Here is a 19,166-nt window from a genome sequence, read left to right on the forward strand (position 1 = left end):
GGTTTTAGCAACATCTACTTCACTTCCACCTCTAACAACTGGCTAGTATCCACCCCCAGAATATCCACCACCTTCACCATCACCCGGTAGGTGCCGGGCTTTAGGTACGCCCTGGGGCTGGTAGTGAACTCCAGGCTGCGGTCTTGCTTGGTGCGGAAGCTCTGCCATTCGTTTTCGAAGATGTAGTTACCCGTCCATTGCTCCTCGATCTCACCGGCTTCGTTCTGGATGCGGATGATCTCTTTTTTGCTGTCGTAGTCGAAATCAACACTCCAGTAGTCGATCCAGTCGTGCCAGTTCTTGGTCAGGATTTCGCGGTCTTGTACGCCTTTCTGATTTTTACTCACTTTGATGATCTGGCCACCGTCGATGATGACTTCACTCTTGCCCTTGGCCAAGGCACTTTCCACGGCGGGCAGGTCGTCTTGGGTGTAGTTGGTCACGAAGTCTTCCAGGGTTATGGTGACTTCAGCACGTGCTTTTTCGGGCGCGGACGCAGGTGCAGGGGATGGGTTTAAAGCAAAGGAAGCCCGCAGGTAGCTCACATCGTAAAATTTCACCTGGCCCTTCTTCACCGCCCGCTCGTCGAACACGTCTTTGGGGATGTAGCGCGGGCGGATGCGCACGTTGTGGCTCTCGGCCACCTCCTGGGTGACGCGAGGAAACAAGCCCTGCTCAAACTCGAAGCCCAGCACGTCCAGCTGGGTGTAGCCCAGCTTGCGGCATTCTTCCACCACTTCCCGGACGCGGCTTTCCGTTACCGGCACGTCCAGCGGCCCTACGTGCACCATCCGACCACCCCGCCGGCCGTGCAGCTGGGTGTGCCCTTCCAGCCGCTCGGCTTTGTAGGCTTCCAGGATCAGGTTCAGGTAGGTGTCTTCCCGGCTCACCCGCTGCTCATCGCTCATTTCGGCCAGGAAAAACTGCCGCTCGTATTTGCCCAGATTCAGCAGCTCGAAGGCGCGGAAGTCTTGTCCTTTTTCCTTCAGCTCCCGCTGTACCCCGATCAGCCGCTTGCGCGTGGTGTGCACCGCGAAGCGCCCCAGGTCGGTCGCGATCCACTTGCGGTTGAGCTTGGCGGCTACCGCCGCCGTCGTGCCGGAACCGCAAAAGAAGTCAGCTAATAGATCACCTTCATTGGAAGAGGTTTTAATGATTCTTTCCAAGAGGGCTTCTGGTTTCTGAGTAGGATATCCGATTCGTTCCGTAGACGTTGGACTAATTCTATTAACATCATCCCATAAATCTGTGACGGGAGTGCCTTTCGCGTCTTTCAGATACTTTTTCCTACTTAATGATTTGCCCGTTGAAGAAACAACAATTAACCCTTCATCATAGAGCTCTTGCATTTTCTCCTTTGAGTATCTCCAATATCCTTTCACCCCTAAAAAATCATAAAACGGATTCCCTTTTGCGGCTCCTCCTGGCCCATCAACTGGTGTGTGCCGATAGATACCCATAGAGTCTTTGTATTTGTAATCTCGCTTTAATATTTTTTCAGAGTATGCTTCGTACTGTGGGTTCCAAATAAATTTATCACTTTTAGAAAAGATATAAATATAATCAGTAATCCTACCATAATGGGTAGCACCTTGACCAGCATCCCCATGGGCATGTGACCTCTTCCACGAAATCGTGTTGTGGTAGTTGTCATAACCAAATATATCTTGCAACAATAGCTGTACGGAACTAGCGACTTGCCACCCAACATGCACATAAATACTCCCGTCCTCCGCCAGGAGCGAGTGAATGAGTTTCAGCCGTTCGTACATCATGGATAGATAAGAGGAAATCCCCCGCTGCCAGGTATCGCGGTAGGCGATTTCTTCCAGTACAGATTGGGTTTTGGTGGCGGTTTCGCCCCCGATCTCGATGGTGTGGCTAAAGTCGGCCCCGACGGCGAAGGGCGGGTCGATGTAAACGAGTTTGAGGCCGCCTTCGGCTTCGATCTGTTCACGCAGGGGCCCGTGGGCGAGGCTGGAGAGGATGAGTTTGTTGTCGCCCCAGATCAGTTTGTCGTGCCAACCCTGGCGCTGTCTTCCCTTCAGGTCGAACATACTGAAGTTGGCTCCTTCCGAAGTGGCTTCGCGGCGGGGCTCGTCGATGTGTTCGATGTGGTGGAAGGGCAGCACGGCGCGGGTAACGGCCTCGTCGCGTCCGTTCCAGAACAGGAATACGTCTTCCTCATCGGCGGCGAGCTTGTAGAGGTCTTCCTTGGGCAGGGTCTGGCCGTTTTTGATGAGGTCGATGATGCGGTCGCGGTCGGCGGGAGATAGGTTCATGGATGATCAGTTCTTCGGTGAGGGTAAAGGTAAGTTTAGTGCCATTGCTTTTTCGGGATGAAATAGCTACTGCTTCGGATGGGTCTTTTGGTCTTGTCTGCTTTATCCCGCAGCCAGGATGTCAATGAGGCGGTCATTTACAAAGTATTTGTCCCGTCCAATTTTATGTTCAGTGAGGATGCCCGTCTTGGTCAGAATGCTGAGATACTTCCGGGCGGTCAGTGGATGAACATTGAGGTCCTCCGCCACCACTTGAATTTTAGTGTAAGGATGTCGGAAAAGATTGTTCAGCAAATCCTGGCTATAGACTTTGGGATGATCTTGCCGGAGTTTTCGTTTTACTTGCTGCATAGCGGTGCGGATTTGCGAGATTAGGAAAATACTCTGTTTAGCAGTTTCCTCTATACCGCGCAGTATATAAACGACCCAGTCTTCCCACTCACCCCGATCTCGTACAGCTTGTAATAGCCGGTAATAATCTTCTTTGTGTGCAATGATGTAACGACTCAGGTAAAGAATGGGAAGTTCTAGCAGCCCTTGTTGTACCAAATAGAGGATGTTGATAATTCTTCCCGTTCTTCCGTTCCCGTCGTAGAAAGGATGGATGCTTTCAAACTGGTGGTGAATGATGGCCATTTTGATAAGGGGGTCCAATGAACAAAGCTGATCATCGTTCAGGTATCGTACAAGACCGTCGAGGTGCCGGTTTATTTCATCGGGGTGCTGGGGCGGTACGTACACCACTTCACCGGTTTTGTCGTTTTCCAGTTTAGTACCCGGACTGGTACGAATTCCGGCTCGGTTTCGTTCGAGTTCTTCCTGAATTTTAATAATGTGTGGGCGGGTGATGAGCCCGGTTGATTTAACATCAACAAATCCCTGCCGTAGTGCTACTGCATAACGTTGAACTTCCTTGGTGGCGGGGGAATGTCGTTCCGACAGAGCTATTTCTGCCCGGAAAAGCTCGTCTTGGGTAGTTATGATGTTCTCAACCGCAGAGCTGTCCTGTGCTTCCCTGATCGTAAGCGTATTGATCAGTACCTGCTCATTAGGGATCGTCCGCGCGGTTCCCTTCAGTTCCGCCAGTGCACGTGAAGCCGCGTTGAGTGCCTGAAAAACAGGTACCGTGGCAAAGTTGTAGCTAAGCGGCAAGTCTGGTATGTTGTAAGTTGGTCTCATAAAACAAGAATAGGCAAAAAAAAGCAACTTACTTTCAAAACAGTTATAAAAAATGCGATTTTTTATAACTATCCGGGCCGATAGTTATAAAGAAGTGGCCTTTTGTATGCTTATCCATCCTACCTTGCACCTGCGGCCGCGCCCGGAAAGTGATGGTGGAGAGCATGGTCATTCCGGTACGAGCGCCACCGTATCCGCGTAATGCGTGTCGATCAGGTGCTGGAATCTGGTGGCCCGGTTGGAGTAGTCTACCCAGTCGTCCCAGGTAACGTAGAGTGGTTCATAACGGTAGTCGCTTTGCAGCGCGTTGACATCGCGGCACCACTTGACGAGGCGAATGATCTTGCGGCGGTCATCGGCATCGGCCCGCCCCTTGGTTTCGGCGATGTAGATCGTTCGGTTATCGGTGAGCTTGACCAGGAAATCCGGGTAGAAGCGACTGATGCCTCCCTTGGCGTTTTGGTACTCAACGTGAAAATTGATACCACCCTGTCCCAGCGTATTTTTGGCGTAGGCTTTCACGTCGGGGAAATCTTCGCAGAGGGCGGCAAAGCCTTTTTCCATATCATTATCGCCCAAGGTGATGTTAAACACCGATTTTTTGCTGGTGACAAAGGGTTCAAAAGCCTTGGCGACCGGGCGGGCTTCGAGCAGGCTGCGGTAGCCTTGCAGGGCTGTCGTTTGCTTATCGGTGATGACGAGGCGGGTAATGGCGGTGTTGAACACATCGTGCACAATTTTCTGAACACCGGGGTTACTGAGGTTAACGAGCACATCGTTATCCAGCGGATCAACCGTTTTGCCAAAAAGCTGGTGGCGGGCAAAAGCTTCCACTTTTGGGTAGAGGATATCGAACCCGCTGAAGAGGCGGTTACTCCGCAGGATGGCATCGGTATGAAACTGAAGTACGTTGCGCCAGTTCGGCACGAAGTCGGGTAATTCGGTAAGGTGACTGAACTCGCCGTGAAAGTTCTTGAAAACGATCTCACGCACATCCCCCACAAAATCCTGCATGGTAGCGATAGGATGCGACAGTCCTTCGATACTTAACTTACTCAACTGTTCATAATCACGCACAATACGAGGCTCTAAAACAGGCAGAGGAATGTCGAGCTCGTGAAGTTCCTCCGACGTTTTGTGGTCATCGATTTCGACGATTAGAGGAGCTAAACCCCGGGTTCCGGGTCGCCCCAAATCGGCTTTACGGAAGGTAATACCCTGGTCTTTCAGGTCTTCGATGAAACGGATAAAGCCGGACGTACCGACGACGACGAGGTTCTCTTCTACGTCCAGCGGGAACATCTTACGAAGTCCGCGGCCAATGGCTTGTTCCGGCAGAATTTTCGCTTTAGAGCTATAGGGGCGCAGGCCGACGATAGTGGTAACGTTGCGCACGTCCCATCCTTCGCGCAGCATCATGACTGAGGTGACGGCGCGGTAGGGGCTGTCGTCGCTATCCACCGCATCGGCGGCCTGCCGCAACTCATCCAGTACCGCCAGGTTTTTGGCTGATTTGCTTTCACTGATGCTTCCATCTTTATTGGTATGGATGCTGAGCACCTTTCCGCGCATGAGCGGGTAGTTGGTTTCCAGAAACTGCTTAGCCTCGTCGGCTTCCTTTGTGGTCATCGTCATGATGAACAACAAAGGCGTTTTGTGCTTTTTGAGTACCTGGTACTGCTTTTCCCATTCGACGTAACCCAACTGAAGATGATCGCGATAGCGTTCTGCGAAATCGTTGCTGTCGCGTTCCTTCACCCGATTGCGGCTGGCTTCGTCGGGCAGCACAGGAATTTTGACAACGTTGTGGTTGATCGCCTCTACCAGCGGGTAGTCAGCAATAGTCTGGACGAAAATGGCCCCGTCGTCGTGCTTAGGTGTTGCGGACACATCTACCTGCATTCGTAGCCCGGGTACGCCCCGTTGGGTAAAACGATCGTAGATGGCCTCTATGGCCTGAAACCAGGCGAGGGATTTATCGTGGACGTGGTGGGCTTCATCGTTTAACACTACGAGGTCTTGCAAACGGTCACTCCTTAATAGTTTGCCGAGGTCCAGATTACCACCGGTATCTGCGTTGGGCTTCACTTTCATCCCCAGGAACATCTCTTCCTTGCTTGGTTTTTGCTCGTCACCGACGTAGATACGGTGGATGTTGGTGAGGAAGATATTGCCCCGGTCAGAGATAGGACCAACCTCGTCCTGTATGTGAAGGGAAGGTTGAAAGTCTTCGGTCCAGTTATTGTCCCGGTATCCATCCGGCGGGAGGAATGGGTCTTCAAAAAAGTATTTCAACCCTCGAAAGTCCTTCAGCAGCCGGTTGAGGACAATGATATTGGGAGAAATAAGCAGGAAATTGGCGGAGAGCGGGCTATTTGCTTCATAAAGCTTGTGGAAGTACGACCAGACGAGGACCAGACCGAGGACTTTAGTCTTACCGGTTCCAGTTGCCATTTTGATGACGTAACGTGCCCAATCTTCATCGAACATACCATGGCTTACCATGCCTGCAGCATTTAGTCTGATCATATTGAACTTGTCTCGGTACTGTTTGACTTCGTACAAATAGGCGATAGACTCAAATGCTTCCCGCTGCGCAAAGTAAAACTGGAAGTAATTCTCCGTTCCAGGGATGCGGTGTTCGGTTTCGAACCAATATTCGATCAGTGCCAGCGTGGTTCTTGATGCGCCGGGGTAGCCGCTGGTTCGCCATTCGTGAACCAGCCTCCGCGTTTCCGCCACCAGTGGAGGTAAGAGTTTGGGGGATTCCTCGACAGACAGTTGGGCAGGGGCGGGTCTCCAGCGTTCTTCCGGCGGGGTAATTTTGAAGGGGCGGGTGTTTTCCATTTAAGAGAATCCGATTTTGGCGAAGGCTGAAATTATTTCAAAGGGAGAAAGATAGGTCCTGATTCATCATATAAGAAGGATCAGCTGAAAAATCGGCCTTTTTCTTGTTTCTGGCATCTTGCTTGGTTGAGGGTGTCTTAATCCGACTTTCCAGAAAGACACTCGGGTAAGGCCAGGCTCTATTTGATCGTAACAAGCAGAATCCCCGCCATCCCGTACTTTCCACCCTTACTTGAATTTGGCCGATTCGCCAACTGGTCGCACTAAACGCCGGGTGATTCAGCGTTCTCTTACAACTTCCCTTGCACCTGCGACAGCGCCACAAAAAGCAAGCAACGAATTAATTACCCCCCAACCCTAGCGCACCACGCGCAAGTTCACCTCCCGCTGGGTGTAACGGAAGCCCCCGCTGGTTCTGCCGGGGCAGTCGCTGCAACGCAGCACCAGGCTGGCGCCATCGCGCTGGAAGGCAAATTCCAGGCCTTCCGCCGCCCAGGCCTTCACGGCGGGGGCATCAGCAAAGGCCGAAAACGCCATCTTCTTCGCGCCGCTTTCTTCTTCGGCGTAGGTGTACTGCACCGGGGTGGTGGCACCGCAGTCGTCAACCACCGCTTTACACCAGGTGCCGCTGCAGGTGCGGAAGCCCAGCTGCACGTGACCCAGTTGTTCGGTCCGGGAATCACCCGCACTACCCTCCTTGGGGTTGGAGAAGGTGACGCTTTCCAGGAAGACCATACTCGGCAAACCCGTGCCGCTCTGGACGGCGGCGTCGTTAAAGGTGATTTCTTCGCCAAAGAGCCCGATCAGTCCGCCCCCTTCTTCGAGGCAGCTGGTGAAAAGGGCGGCGGTAAGCAGGCAGAGGAGTAGATTTTTCACGCGCATAATTGGAAAGGGTTAAGCCTTGGTGACCCGGCGAATGGGTCGCCACACGACCCTCATTTCCGCCACGCCCCCAAAACCGGGTTATTTTTCGCCAGAACGGCCGCCCTAAGATGCGGGCGATTTTATTTTCCCACAAGTCCCCTGGCACACATTTTTCCGGGTTTTTCGCTTTTTGGCAAAATTTTAACTTGCGTAAGCCGTGATTTTGTACTTTGGGGCCGTTCTACGTTGGCTTTCCTGTTCGCATTTTACCCTATCTCGCCCCGGTCATTTATGAAATTGCTCCTTTCACTTCGTTTTACCCTCCTCCTTCTCCTGGGTGCTTGTGCATCCCTGTTGACCGCCCAGAAGCCGTATCTGGGGGATCTTTCCTACATCACCCCGGAAGAGCAACGCTGGGTAGACTCCGTTTACCAGACCCTGAGCCCCGACGGGCAATTGGGCCAGCTTTTCATGCTCCGCGCCCACAGCGACCGGGGCCCCGAGCACATCGCCCAGGTCCGAGCCGAAATCGAGCGCTACCAGGTGGGTGGGCTCTGCTTTTTCCAGGGGACGCCCGAGAAGCAACTGGAACTGACCAACATCTACCAGCACCTCTCCCGGGTGCCGCTTTTCGTGTCCATGGACGCCGAATGGGGTCTGGGCATGCGCCTGCCCGACCAAACGATCAGCTTCCCCAAGCAAATCGCCCTCGGCGCCATCCGCAAAAATGAACTGCTTTACGACCTGGGGGCGGAGATCGCCCGGCAGATGCACCGCATCGGCGTTAACGTCAGCTTCAGCCCCGTGCTGGACATCAACAACAACCCTAGCAACCCCGTCATCAACACCCGCAGCTTCGGCGAAGACCGCTACAACGTTACCATCAAGGGCTACCAGTACATGAAGGGGCTCCAGGAAAACGGGATCATGGCCAGCGCCAAACACTTCCCTGGCCATGGCGATACGAACGTGGACAGCCACTACGGGCTGCCCGTCATTGCCCACCCCCGCGCCCGGCTGGATAGCCTGGAGCTTTACCCCTTCCAGTCCCTCATCCGCTACGGCATCGGCAGCATCATGGCCGCCCACCTGCAAATCCCCGCCCTCGATAGCCGCCCCAACCGGCCTTCCTCGCTCAGCAAGCCCATCGTCACTAACCTCCTGCGCCAGGAAATGGGCTTTACCGGCCTGGTCTTCACCGACGGACTGGAGATGGAAGGCGTAACGAAGCACTACGGCAACGGCGAAGTGGAAGCCGAGGCCATCGCCGCCGGCTCCGACATCCTCCTCCTGCCCGAAAGCACGCCGGCCGCCTTCGCCGCCATCAAGCGCTACCTCGCCGAAGGAAAAATTACCCAGGATGCCATTGAGGAGAAAGTCCGGCGCATTCTCCTGGCCAAGCACCGCCTCGGCCTCACCCGCGCTACCTTCCCCCCGGTGGAAAACCTGCGCGGCGAGCTCAACCCACCCGAAGCCTACGCCCTCAAGCAGAAGCTCTTCGAAAACGCCATGACCCTGGTGCGGGATAGCGATGGACTTGTTCCCATCACCGGACTGGAAAAGCGCAAAACCATCGCCGTTCACGTCGGCCTGGCTGCCCCCACCGCCTTTTCCACGCGCCTGGACGACTACGGCAAGGTTACCCACCTCAACGCCACGTACGGCGTCTCCCCGGCCGAACGGAGCAAAATCATTGACGGGGTAAGTGAAGACGACCTCGTCATCGTGGCCCTCTACAGCGACGGCAGCCGTTTTCTGGAAAAAGTGCCCGTGGGCCCCGAAGTATTGGCCCTGCTGCGGGGTCTTGACGCCAAAGCCCGGCTCATCGTCACCGTTTTTGGCAACCCTTATTCCCTGAGTGCGCTCGACGGGGCGGGCACGGTCTTGATGGCCTACAGCCGCGACGAAGTGGCCCAGGATGCGGCCGCCCAGGCGCTCTTCGGGGCCAACAAAATCGATGGTCGTTTGCCCATCACCGCCAGCCCTGCGGCCCGCTTCAATGCGGGGATAGAAACCCATCCCGTTGCCCGGATGGGTTACGCCAAACCCGAAGCCACGGGCATTGACGGCAACTTGCTGGCCGCCAAAGTAGGCATCCTGGCCCGCGAAGCCATGGCCCGCAAAGCCACCCCGGGGATGGTCGTCTTGGTCGCCCGCCAAGGCAAAATCGTTTACGAAGAAGCCTTCGGGTACCACACCTACCGCAAGAAACGTCCGGTGTATACCAACGATGTGTACGACCTGGCTTCCGTCACCAAAGTGGCCGCTACGACCCTTTCCATTATGAAACTGGTGGACGATGGGAAGCTCGACCTGGACGTTCCCATCCGGCAGTATTTACCCGACGTGGCGGGCACTCCCCTGGAATCGCTCACCCTGCGGCCCATCCTGGCCCACCGCGCGGGTTTGCGCAGCTGGATTCCTTTTTACCAGGAAACGCTCAACCCCAGTAAAAAGCCCAGCTCACAGTGGTACCGCACCGAGCCCACCGGCGATTTTCGAATCCCCGTCACCGAAAAGCTCTTTCTGCACCGGGATTACGTCGACTCCATCTGGCACCAGATTTACACCAACGAGTTGCCCAACGTAGGGGAATACCGCTACAGCGACCTGGGCTTTTACCTCATGGCCAAAATCGTCGATCAGGTCAGTGGCTACCCCCTGGATGAATACGCCGACCGCAACTTCTACCGCCCGATGGGCCTCACCACCCTTACGTACAATCCCCTAGGCAAGGTCTCTAAAAGCCGCATTCCACCAACGGAGGAAGACAAATACTTCCGCCAGGGCGTCGTGCAGGGAACGGTCCACGACATGGGTGCCGCCATGCTCGGTGGGGTAAGCGGCCACGCCGGCCTGTTTGGCACGGCCAGCGACCTGGCGACCATCTTTCAGATGCTGTTACAGGAAGGCAGCTACGGTGGCCGGCAGTACCTCCGCCCCGAAACCGTCCGGCTTTTCACTTCCCGCTACGCCAACGAGACCCGCCGTGGACTGGGCTTTGACATGATGCAGCTTAACCCCAAGCGCAAAATGAATCTTTCCCCGCTGGCCTCCGAAAGGGCATTTGGCCACCTGGGTTTTACCGGAACCGCCGTGTGGGCCGATCCCGTCGAAGACCTCGTTTTCGTCGTGCTGTCCAACCGGACCTACCCCAGCATGAACAACAATCTTTTCAGCAACCTCGATACCCGCGTACGCCTCCACACGGCCGTGTACGAGTCCATCCAGCGGGAAGATGTGCTCGTAGCGCTGCCCCCGCTGGATGGCAAAGCCCGGTGAGATTAGCCGGACGCTCAAAGGAACGTTTTCCAGACAGGATAATGGTTTTCGCTGTGCTCATCCATTATCCTGCCTGGAAAACGAACCCTTCGAGGTCCTGAAATCAACTCAAGTTGAAGCGTCGATTTTGGCTGCGGTTGCCAAGCGGAGCGTAGCGTAGACGGGTAACCGCAGCCAAAATCGTCCTTTGAGCGTCCGCCCGAAAACCATCGCGTGGCCAGCGGGGTTTTCCGCGCATGCAAGACCTGATCCACCAAGCCCTCGCCGCCGGGCGCACTTATCCAGCGTACCGCAAGTACCTCACCGAACTCCTCGCGGCGGGTAAAACCACTGGCCCCAACCAGTCCGAACTCTACCTGCGCATCGCTCACCTCAACCAGGCGCGGATGGACCGCCTGGATAAACAAGCGCGCTTCGTTCCGGAATTGCTCGAAACCCTGGCTACGCTCCAAAAAAAATACATTTTTCTGGTCTTGACCGAAGGCTGGTGCGGAGACGCCGCGCAGATTGTCCCCATCTTGCATCACCTGGAATTACACAGCCCCAACATCTCTCTCACGTTGGTTTTAAGGGATGAGCATTTGGCGCTGATGGACGAATTCCTGACCGATGGCGGCCGCTCCATCCCGAAAGTCATTGCCCTGGACGCGGAGACCCACGCGGTGCTCGGCAACTGGGGCCCCCGGCCAGCCGAAGCCCAGCGCATGAGCATGGCCTATAAGTACCAACCCGCTCCGAAGGAGGATTACGAAACCCACCACACCGCCCTCCACACCTGGTACGCACGCGATAAAACGGTGAGCACCCAACGGGAACTGGCCGACTTTTTACGGCAACTCGAAGCGCAATAGAGCGGGCGCGGACGCAGGTGCAACAGCTGTCGCGCTGGTCATCAGGAAGTCCAAAAAAGTCGCTCCTCGTGTAGGTCCGGCTCGGATGGGGAGAACTTCCGCCGGGAGTTTCCTTTCTTTGCTCCTTGTCCCTACTCCCCCCTTTGGGGGGTCGGGGGGGGGGAGCACCTGCGGCCGCGCCCTGAAATTCACCACCACCGCCCCAAAACAGCGAACCTTTTTATCAACATTTTTATTTACCTTAGCGCAATATCCAACAAGTTAGCACATGGCTTTTGCCCTCAAGTCTCCCTTTTCGCCCACCGGCGACCAGCCCCAGGCCATCGAACAACTGGTGGGCAACGTACGGCGGGGTGAGCGCAGCCAGGTCCTGCTGGGCGTAACGGGTTCCGGCAAGACCTTTACGATGGCCAACACCATCGCCCAGCTCAACCGGCCGACCCTGGTACTCACCCACAACAAGACGCTGACGGCCCAGCTCTACGGCGAATTCAAGGAATTTTTCCCCGATAACGCCGTCGAATACTTCGTCAGTTACTACGATTACTACCAGCCCGAGGCCTACATCGCCACCAGCGATACCTTCATCGAGAAAGACCTGGCCATCAACGAAGAGGTAGATAAACTCCGCCTCCGCGCCACGTCCAACCTGCTGACGGGGCGGCGCGACATCATCATCGTAGCCTCCGTCAGTTGCATCTACGGTATGGGCAACCCCGAAGACTACAAATCGGGCATCATCCGCCTGAAAAAGGGCCAGGTGAAAAGCCGCAACGGTTTGCTCTACGACCTGGTGGACAGTCTTTACAGCCGCACTGAAACCGACTTCCGCCGCGCCACCTTTCGCGTGCGGGGGGATACGGTAGACATCCATTTGCCCTACGCCGAGTACGGCATGCGCATCATCTTTTTCGGCGATGAGATTGAGGCCATTGAGCGGATGGAGATTGAAACCGGCAAACGGATCGAATCGCTGGAATTCGGCGCCATTTTTCCGGCCAACCTCTACGTCGCCCCCAAGGAAAGGCTCAACGGCATCCTGCGCGACATCGAAGACGAGCTCTACGAACAGGAGCGCTACTTCGAGCGGGAGGGCCGCGTCCTGGAAGCCAAGCGGATCCACGAACGCGTGCAGTTTGACCTCGAAATGATGCGCGAACTGGGCTACTGCAACGGCGTGGAAAACTACAGCCGCTTTTTCGACCGCCGCAAACCGGGCACCCGCCCCTTCTGCCTGCTCGATTATTTCCCGGATGATTACCTGATGATCATCGACGAGAGCCACGTGACCATCCCCCAGGTGCGGGGCATGTTTGGCGGCGACCGCGCCCGCAAGCTGAGCCTGGTCAATTTCGGCTTCCGCCTGCCCTCGGCGATGGACAACCGCCCCCTGAATTTTACCGAGTTTGAAAGCCTGATCAACCAGGTCATCTACGTCTCCGCCACGCCCGGCGACTACGAACTGGAACAAACCGGCGGCGAGATCGTCGAGCAACTCATCCGCCCCACCGGCCTGATTGACCCGCCCATTGAGGTGCGCCCCAGCCTTCACCAGATCGATGACCTGCTGGAAGAGATCGATAACCGCGTCAAACGCAACGAGCGCGTCCTGGTCACCACCCTCACCAAACGGATGAGCGAAGAACTGACCAAATACCTGGAAAACCTCAGCGTGAAAGTCCGCTACATCCACAGCGAGGTGGATACTATGGAGCGGGTGGAAATTTTGCGCGACCTCCGCCTCGGCGAATTCGACGTCCTGGTAGGCGTCAACCTCCTCCGCGAAGGACTGGATTTGCCCGAAGTATCGCTGGTAGCCATCATTGATGCGGATAAAGAAGGCTTCCTGCGCAACGAACGCAGCCTCACCCAAACGGCGGGCCGCGCTGCCCGCAACGTAAACGGTACCGTCATTTTCTACGCCGATAAAATCACGGACTCCATGCGGCGTACCATGGAGGAAACCAGCCGGCGGCGGGCCGTACAGCAGGCCTACAATGCTGCCAACAACATCACGCCCCAGAGCCTCAACAAGACCCGCGAGCAAATTATGGAGCGCGGCTCCATCCTCGATATCCGGGGCAAAAAATCCGCCAAGGCCTACGTCGAGCGCGTCGAAATCAGCAGCGCCGCCGATCCAGTCCTCAACTCCATGAGCCCCGAGCAGATCCAGCTGGCCATTGATGAGGCCGACCGCAAAATGCGCGCCGCCGCCAAAGAACTCGACTTCATGAGCGCCGCCAGCTACCGCGATGAGGTCTTTGCCCTCAAGGCCCGCTTGAAGAATGGATAATCCCTTGATAAAAATAAAAAGGCCCATTTCCCGGGTGGGAAATGGGCCTTAATGTTTTTGGGACTAGAAAGCTTAAAGGTTGTTGATCCAGCTTTTTACCTCTTCTTTGGTTTTGCCGGTTTTTTCCTGCAGGCGGCCGATCATTTCGTCCTCCTTACCTTCCCGGTAAGTAAGGTCGTCGTCGGTGAGGTTACCGTATTCCTGCTTCATTTTGCCTTTCAACTGGTTCCAGTTGCCTTTGACTTTATCTGAAAATGCACTCATGATATATTGGTTTTGGTTCGTTAATTTCCAACGGAAGGAGATATTCTCGTGTTCGCTGGGGAGATAATTTTGTTCGGGTTATTCTGGAATTTGCCGCCGCAAGGGCCTTGGCGTTGTAGTGCGGACATTCCAGATAAGACACTGCTTTACAGGTGCTTAAGCCAGTGCGTCATTTCTTCTTTGGATTTGCCCGTCCGGCGCTGAAGCCGGCCGAACAACTCGTCTTCTTTGCCTTCTTCGTAGAGCAGATCGTCTTCCGTTAATTCGGCGTATTCGAGCTTGATTTTTTCTTTTACTTCATTCCAGTTGCCCTTGAAATTTTCCTTTGGCGCACTCATGATTATTGGTTTTGGTTCACCTGTTTCAACGGGAGGATACTTCGGGGTGTTCGCCGTGGTGGCGGAATTATCCCGCCGCCGCCCGATTAATTACGGTAATTTCCCACGTCTTTATTCAAAAATTTCCAATCCTTCGAAGAGGCCATCGAGGTCATCAAAACTCTTGTAGCCTACCTTTTCCTCGCTGCTGCCGCGCACGGCCAGTCCGGCGGGGGCGAAATCCCGGACGATGGTTTTTGGGTCCTCCCCGCCAAGGTCAATCTGTAGGTAGCAGGGCCGCTGGGCCAGCAACTCGCGGAGTTCGGGCAGTCCGAAAGGGTGGCCGGCGGCCAGGTCTTGCCAGGTGATGCCGCCGGCTTCGAAGTCGAGTATCACACTGGCAGCCGTGGGGTGCTGGCGAAGATTTTCGCGCACGTCATCGGCACTTTCGTAACCCGCCACGGGCAGGTGGAGAAAGACCTTCATCCCGGCCGCGTGCAGCAACTGGGGCGCGGCCGCAGGTGCGGTGGCGGGTAACAGGGCAATGTTCACCCCCGCCGCCAGCAAAGTCTCCGCCCAGGGAGCCACCTCCGTTCGCACTCCGAGTTCGGCGACGATGGCGGGTCCTTCCACCCATTCCCGCAGGACATTGAACTGCTCCCAGCCAATGGCGTCGGGCAGGTCTTCGCCGAGGGGAAAGGCGAGGTAGTCTACGTCCCAGGCGGCGAAGTAGCGGGCGTCCGTCAGGTGGGTAATTCCGGCGGCAAAAACTTTAGCGGCGAGCATGGCGGGCAATCAAGGGGCAGGGGGAAACCTTAGGCATCCACCTTGGCGTACTTGGCATTGGCTTCGATGAAGGCGCGGCGGGGGGGTACCTCGTCGCCCATGAGCATGGAGAAGACGCGGTCGGCCTCGGAGCTTTCCTCGATCGTAACGCGTTGCAGCAGGCGCGTGTCGGGGTCCATGGTCGTTTCCCAGAGCTGTTCGGCGTTCATCTCTCCCAGACCTTTGTAGCGCTGGACTTTGACGGAGCCATCGTTTTCGCTCTTCGAGAAGCGGGCCACGGCTTCGCGGCGCTCTTCTTCGTTCCAGCAGTACTGGAATTGTTTGCCGCGCCGTACCTGGTACAGCGGAGGCTGGGCGATGTAGATGTAGCCTTCGTCCACCAGCTTGTGCATGTAGCGGAAGAAGAAGGTGAGGATGAGGGTTACGATGTGGCTGCCGTCTACGTCGGCGTCACACATGATGATGATCTTGTGGTAGCGGAGTTTCTCGAGGTTCAGCACCCGCTCACCGTCTTCGTTTTCCTCGATGCGGACGCCGAGGGCGGTGAACATGTTCTTGATTTCCTCATTCTCGTAGATCTTGTACTCCATGGCCTTCTCCACGTTGAGGATCTTACCCCGCAGGGGCAGGATGGCCTGGAAGGTACGGTCGCGGCCCTGCTTAGCGGTACCGCCGGCTGAGTCGCCCTCAACCAGGTAGATCTCCGATGCAGCAGCGTCTTTGCTGGAGCAGTCGGCCAGTTTGCCGGGCAGGCCACCGCCGGTGAGGACGTTCTTGCGCTGCACCATTTCCCGGGCCTTGCGGGCAGCCTGGCGGGCGGTAGCGGCAATGATGACCTTATCGATGATGCGACGGGCTTCGGTGGGGTTTTCTTCCAGCCAGTGGCCAACGCTTTCCCCTACGCAGCGGCTGACGATGCCCGTCACCTCGCTGTTGCCAAGCTCGCCCTTGGTTTGCCCCTTGAACTGGGGCTCGGGGACTTTCACGGAAATCACCGCCGTGAGGCCCTCCCGGAAGTCTTCGCCGCTGATCTTGAACTTCAGCTTTTTGAACATCCCGTTGTCTTCTCCGTACTTGGTGAACATACGGTTGACCGCCCGGCGGAAGCCATTGACGTGGGTGCCGCCCTCACGGGTCTTGATGTTGTTGACGAAGGAGTAGACGTTCTCCTGGTAGGTGGTGTTGTACTGCATGGCCACCTCCACTTCCACGTTGTCTTCCTTGGATTTTACGTAGATCGGCTTCTGGATCAGGTCCGGCTTGCCATCGTCGAGGTACTGGACAAACTCCGCCAGCCCCCCTTCGCTGAAGAAAGCCTTGGAGATGAAGTTGCCCTTATCGTCCGTTTCCCGCTCATCGGTCAGGCTCATGTGGAGCCCGCTGTTGAGGAAGGCCAGCTCTTGCATCCGGTTGGCCAGGGTATCGAACTTATAGACGGTTGTTTCGAAAATCGTCGCATCGGGCCGGAAGGTGATCGTCGTTCCCGTGTGGGTGGAAGTGCCTACTACGTGGACATCCCCCAGGGGCTTTCCTTCGCTGTACTCCTGGACGTAAACCTTGCCCTCCCGGTTAACCCGGGCCTCCAGATAGCTGGAAAGTGCGTTGACACACGAGACACCCACCCCGTGGAGACCACCCGAGACTTTGTACGTGTCTTTATCGAATTTGCCACCAGCGTGGAGCACGGTCATGACCACTTCGAGGGCCGACTTTTGCAGCTTTTTGTGCATCCCTACCGGAATGCCCCGGCCATCGTCGGTCACCACAATGGAGTTGTCTTCTTTGATGACTACATCGATGCGGCTACAGTAGCCCGCAACGTGTTCGTCGATAGAGTTATCGACAACTTCCCAGACCAGGTGGTGAAGGCCCCGGCTATCGGTTCCGCCGATGTACATTCCGGGTCTCTTCCGTACCGCCTCTAAGCCTTCGAGGGCGGTGATGTTGTCAGCTTCATAGCCCGGCGTTCGGACTTGCTCTTCATTTTCTACCATAAAGGCAAAAGTACGAAAAATCCCCGACCTGACCTAGCTTTTTGCCCAGCAGAAAAGCATTCCCGGCACGATTTTTTGGAGGCCGCAATGGTCCATCCAGCGTAGGTGCGTACTGAAAAAAATACCTTGCTATCTACCAGGGGTCCAGGCGTTCGCGGTAGCAGCGGATCATCGCTTCTTCGGGGGCTCCGGCTTTGTACATCCGGAAAACTTTGAGGTTGGCCATCTGCACCCGATACCAGCCATTGACCCGGTACTTACGGGCCGAAACCGTGATGGCGCGGGGCATGATGCGAAAGGGCACCTCATTGGCCCACACCCGCTGGATGATGTCGTAATCTTCCATGATGCGCATATCCCTGAAGCCCCCCAGGCGGCGGTAAGCCTCTTGGGTGAGGTACAGCGATTGGTCCCCCCCCCGGCAGGCCAGGCCCCGGAAGCGGGTAAAAAAAGCATTGATGGCCAGCAAAGGGTGCCACATATCAAACCGAAACCGGTAGCAACCGACGGGATACCCCTCGGCGATGCTCGTACGGATGTCCTGATAAAAGCCCCGGGGCGGACGGGTATCAGCGTGGACAAAGTAGAGCGCATCGAAATCGTCCAGGCCGCGCTCGGCCGCTTCATTCATCTGCGGCGCACGGCCGCAGGTCTGGCAGGAGAGGAGTTCGACATCGGGATACTGGGCAAGCACCTGGCGGGTGTCGTCGCTGCTGCCGCCGTCGGCCACGGTGATTTTTCCCTTTCCCGCCAGTTCCGACCGGAGCACCGGCAGGAGTTCGCGCAGATTATCCGCTTCGTTGAGGGTGGGAATGATGATGTGCAGGCGCATGACTGGGATAAAAAAGAGCGATTTACAAAGTACGCAAAAGCGTCAAAACTGGTTTACTCACTTAAACTGATAGTACCCCGTTTTCAGGTAAGCACCTTCGGGGAAGCCGATGGGGTGGTCCGCATCGTGGTACGTTTTTTCCAACACGTGGTAGCCCCGGCCCGTGGCGCGCAAAGTGCCTTCGATGGTGCGGAAAAAGTCTTCGGCCGATACCCGCGCCGAACAGGAGGCCGCCACCAGCAAACCACCGGGGGCCACCAGGGGAATGGCCAGGCCCATAATTTTACGGTAGGCCGCCAGGGCACCGGAAACTTCTTTGTCCCGCTTGGCGAAGCTGGGGGGATCCACAATGACCAGGTCAAATTCCTTCTCGGCTTTCCGCAAGCCTTCCAAAGCTTCAAAGGCATCATCGGCCAGGACCTGATGACGCGGGTCGTTCCCGAAGTTGAAGCGGACGTTGGCGCGGGCCTGTTCCAGTGCCGGGCGGCTGACGTCCAGGCTGGTCACTTTCGCCGCGCCGCCGGCGAGGGCATGAACGGAAAAGCCTCCCGCGTAGCTGAACACATCGAGGACTTCGCGTCCCTCCGCCAGGGCACCCACCCTGCGGCGGTTGGCGCGGTGGTCCAGAAAAAAGCCGGTCTTATGTCCGTGCACTACGTTGGCGATGAACTTGCAGCCGTGCTCGGTAAACACCACCTCGGGGTCGGGCAAATCCCCCAGCAGCACCTGCCCGTCGCTGAAACCAAGAGCCGCAGCGGCCACTTCCGTGTTCCGCGCCAGGCGCAGGACAACGACGGGAGCCTGGGCTACTTCGGCAATGATGGGCACGAGTTCCTCCAGCCAAGGCAGCCAGGCCGGAGCGTACAATTTGACCACCGCCACGCCGGCAAATACGTCGGCCACCAGCCCCGGGAAACCGTCGTTTTCTCCGTGGAGCAGCCGGTAGCCGTTGGTGTCAGTAGCCAGCAATTCGGTCCGCAATGCCCGGGCTTCGAGCATCCGCGCCCGAAAGAAAGCCCCGTCGATTTGGGCAGAGCCGCCGTGGTGGAGCATCCGGATCCGGATGGCCGAATCGGGCTCGAACAAGCCCACACCAATGCACTTGTTTTTGGTGAAGCTAAACACCACTGCTAAGTCACCGGCCTTTCCCTCGCCCTTGACCCGGGCGATGGCCTGGTCAAAGATCCAGGGGTGGCCGGCCCGCAGGGCGCGCTCGCCGGCGGCGGTAAGGGTGACGGGAATTCGGTTCATGCCGCAAAGGTAAGTCAGACGGCGTGGCTGGTAGTCGTCTCCATTTCCCTGCCCGTCCCGCCGGGGAATCGCGAAAGAGCAACACTGGCGAAAGAATTACCTTTGCACCGCCGAACCAAACCGA

The 19,166-nt window shown here is 56.5% G+C and carries 13 protein-coding genes; 3 read left to right on the top strand and 10 right to left on the bottom strand.

What is annotated here, in order from left to right; translation table 11 throughout:
- Positions 1-14: 14 nt before the first annotated feature.
- The 4 genes from H9S92_RS16450 to H9S92_RS16465 form a co-directional block, all read right to left on the bottom strand.
- A complete protein-coding gene (locus H9S92_RS16450; RefSeq protein ID WP_187467781.1) occupies positions 15-2,282 on the bottom strand; it encodes a site-specific DNA-methyltransferase in 2,268 nt (755 codons plus the stop codon).
- Between the two features lie 102 nt (positions 2,283-2,384).
- A complete protein-coding gene (locus H9S92_RS16455; RefSeq protein WP_187467782.1) occupies positions 2,385-3,461 on the bottom strand; it encodes a Fic family protein in 1,077 nt (358 codons plus the stop codon).
- A gap of 168 nt (positions 3,462-3,629) precedes the next feature.
- The gene (locus H9S92_RS16460; RefSeq protein ID WP_187467783.1) at positions 3,630-6,308 is read right to left on the bottom strand and encodes a DEAD/DEAH box helicase; all 2,679 of its coding nucleotides are present in this window, start codon (positions 6,306-6,308) and stop codon (positions 3,630-3,632) included.
- Positions 6,309-6,665: 357 nt separating this feature from the next.
- The gene (locus H9S92_RS16465; RefSeq protein WP_222936141.1) at positions 6,666-7,184 is read right to left on the bottom strand and encodes a hypothetical protein; all 519 of its coding nucleotides are present in this window, start codon (positions 7,182-7,184) and stop codon (positions 6,666-6,668) included.
- A gap of 279 nt (positions 7,185-7,463) precedes the next feature.
- Between H9S92_RS16465 and H9S92_RS16470 the strand changes: the two genes are divergently transcribed.
- From H9S92_RS16470 to uvrB, 3 genes are all read left to right on the top strand, one after another.
- Positions 7,464-10,454 carry a glycoside hydrolase family 3 N-terminal domain-containing protein gene (locus H9S92_RS16470; protein WP_187467785.1) on the top strand — a complete coding sequence of 997 codons (2,991 nt, stop codon included), beginning with the start codon at positions 7,464-7,466 and terminating at the stop codon, positions 10,452-10,454.
- A 236-nt stretch (positions 10,455-10,690) separates the two neighbouring features.
- Positions 10,691-11,305: a thioredoxin family protein gene (locus H9S92_RS16475; RefSeq protein WP_187467786.1), complete on the top strand. Its 615-nt coding sequence runs from the start codon at positions 10,691-10,693 to the stop codon at positions 11,303-11,305.
- Between the two features lie 268 nt (positions 11,306-11,573).
- Complete coding sequence (uvrB, locus tag H9S92_RS16480) at positions 11,574-13,598, top strand: excinuclease ABC subunit UvrB (RefSeq protein ID WP_187467787.1); 2,025 nt, start codon at positions 11,574-11,576, stop codon at positions 13,596-13,598.
- A gap of 72 nt (positions 13,599-13,670) precedes the next feature.
- Here the strand turns inward: uvrB and H9S92_RS16485 are convergent, their stop codons facing one another.
- From H9S92_RS16485 to H9S92_RS16510, 6 genes are all read right to left on the bottom strand, one after another.
- Positions 13,671-13,862, bottom strand: a complete 192-nt coding sequence (locus H9S92_RS16485; RefSeq protein WP_187467788.1) for a CsbD family protein — start codon at positions 13,860-13,862, stop codon at positions 13,671-13,673.
- A 146-nt stretch (positions 13,863-14,008) separates the two neighbouring features.
- On the bottom strand, positions 14,009-14,200 hold the full coding sequence (locus tag H9S92_RS16490; RefSeq protein WP_187467789.1) for a CsbD family protein: 192 nt from the start codon (positions 14,198-14,200) through the stop codon (positions 14,009-14,011).
- 111 nt (positions 14,201-14,311) lie between these two features.
- Positions 14,312-14,965 carry a hypothetical protein gene (locus tag H9S92_RS16495; protein ID WP_187467790.1) on the bottom strand — a complete coding sequence of 218 codons (654 nt, stop codon included), beginning with the start codon at positions 14,963-14,965 and terminating at the stop codon, positions 14,312-14,314.
- Positions 14,966-14,994: 29 nt separating this feature from the next.
- A complete protein-coding gene (gyrB, locus tag H9S92_RS16500) occupies positions 14,995-16,959 on the bottom strand; it encodes a DNA topoisomerase (ATP-hydrolyzing) subunit B (protein ID WP_187467791.1) in 1,965 nt (654 codons plus the stop codon).
- Positions 16,960-17,092: 133 nt separating this feature from the next.
- Positions 17,093-17,791: a TIGR04283 family arsenosugar biosynthesis glycosyltransferase gene (locus H9S92_RS16505; RefSeq protein ID WP_187467792.1), complete on the bottom strand. Its 699-nt coding sequence runs from the start codon at positions 17,789-17,791 to the stop codon at positions 17,093-17,095.
- A gap of 57 nt (positions 17,792-17,848) precedes the next feature.
- Positions 17,849-19,042: a class I SAM-dependent rRNA methyltransferase gene (locus tag H9S92_RS16510; RefSeq protein WP_187467793.1), complete on the bottom strand. Its 1,194-nt coding sequence runs from the start codon at positions 19,040-19,042 to the stop codon at positions 17,849-17,851.
- Positions 19,043-19,166 lie beyond the last annotated feature (124 nt).

This window comes from Neolewinella lacunae (assembly GCF_014349155.1).
In the GTDB taxonomy this organism is placed as follows: domain Bacteria; phylum Bacteroidota; class Bacteroidia; order Chitinophagales; family Saprospiraceae; genus Neolewinella; species Neolewinella lacunae.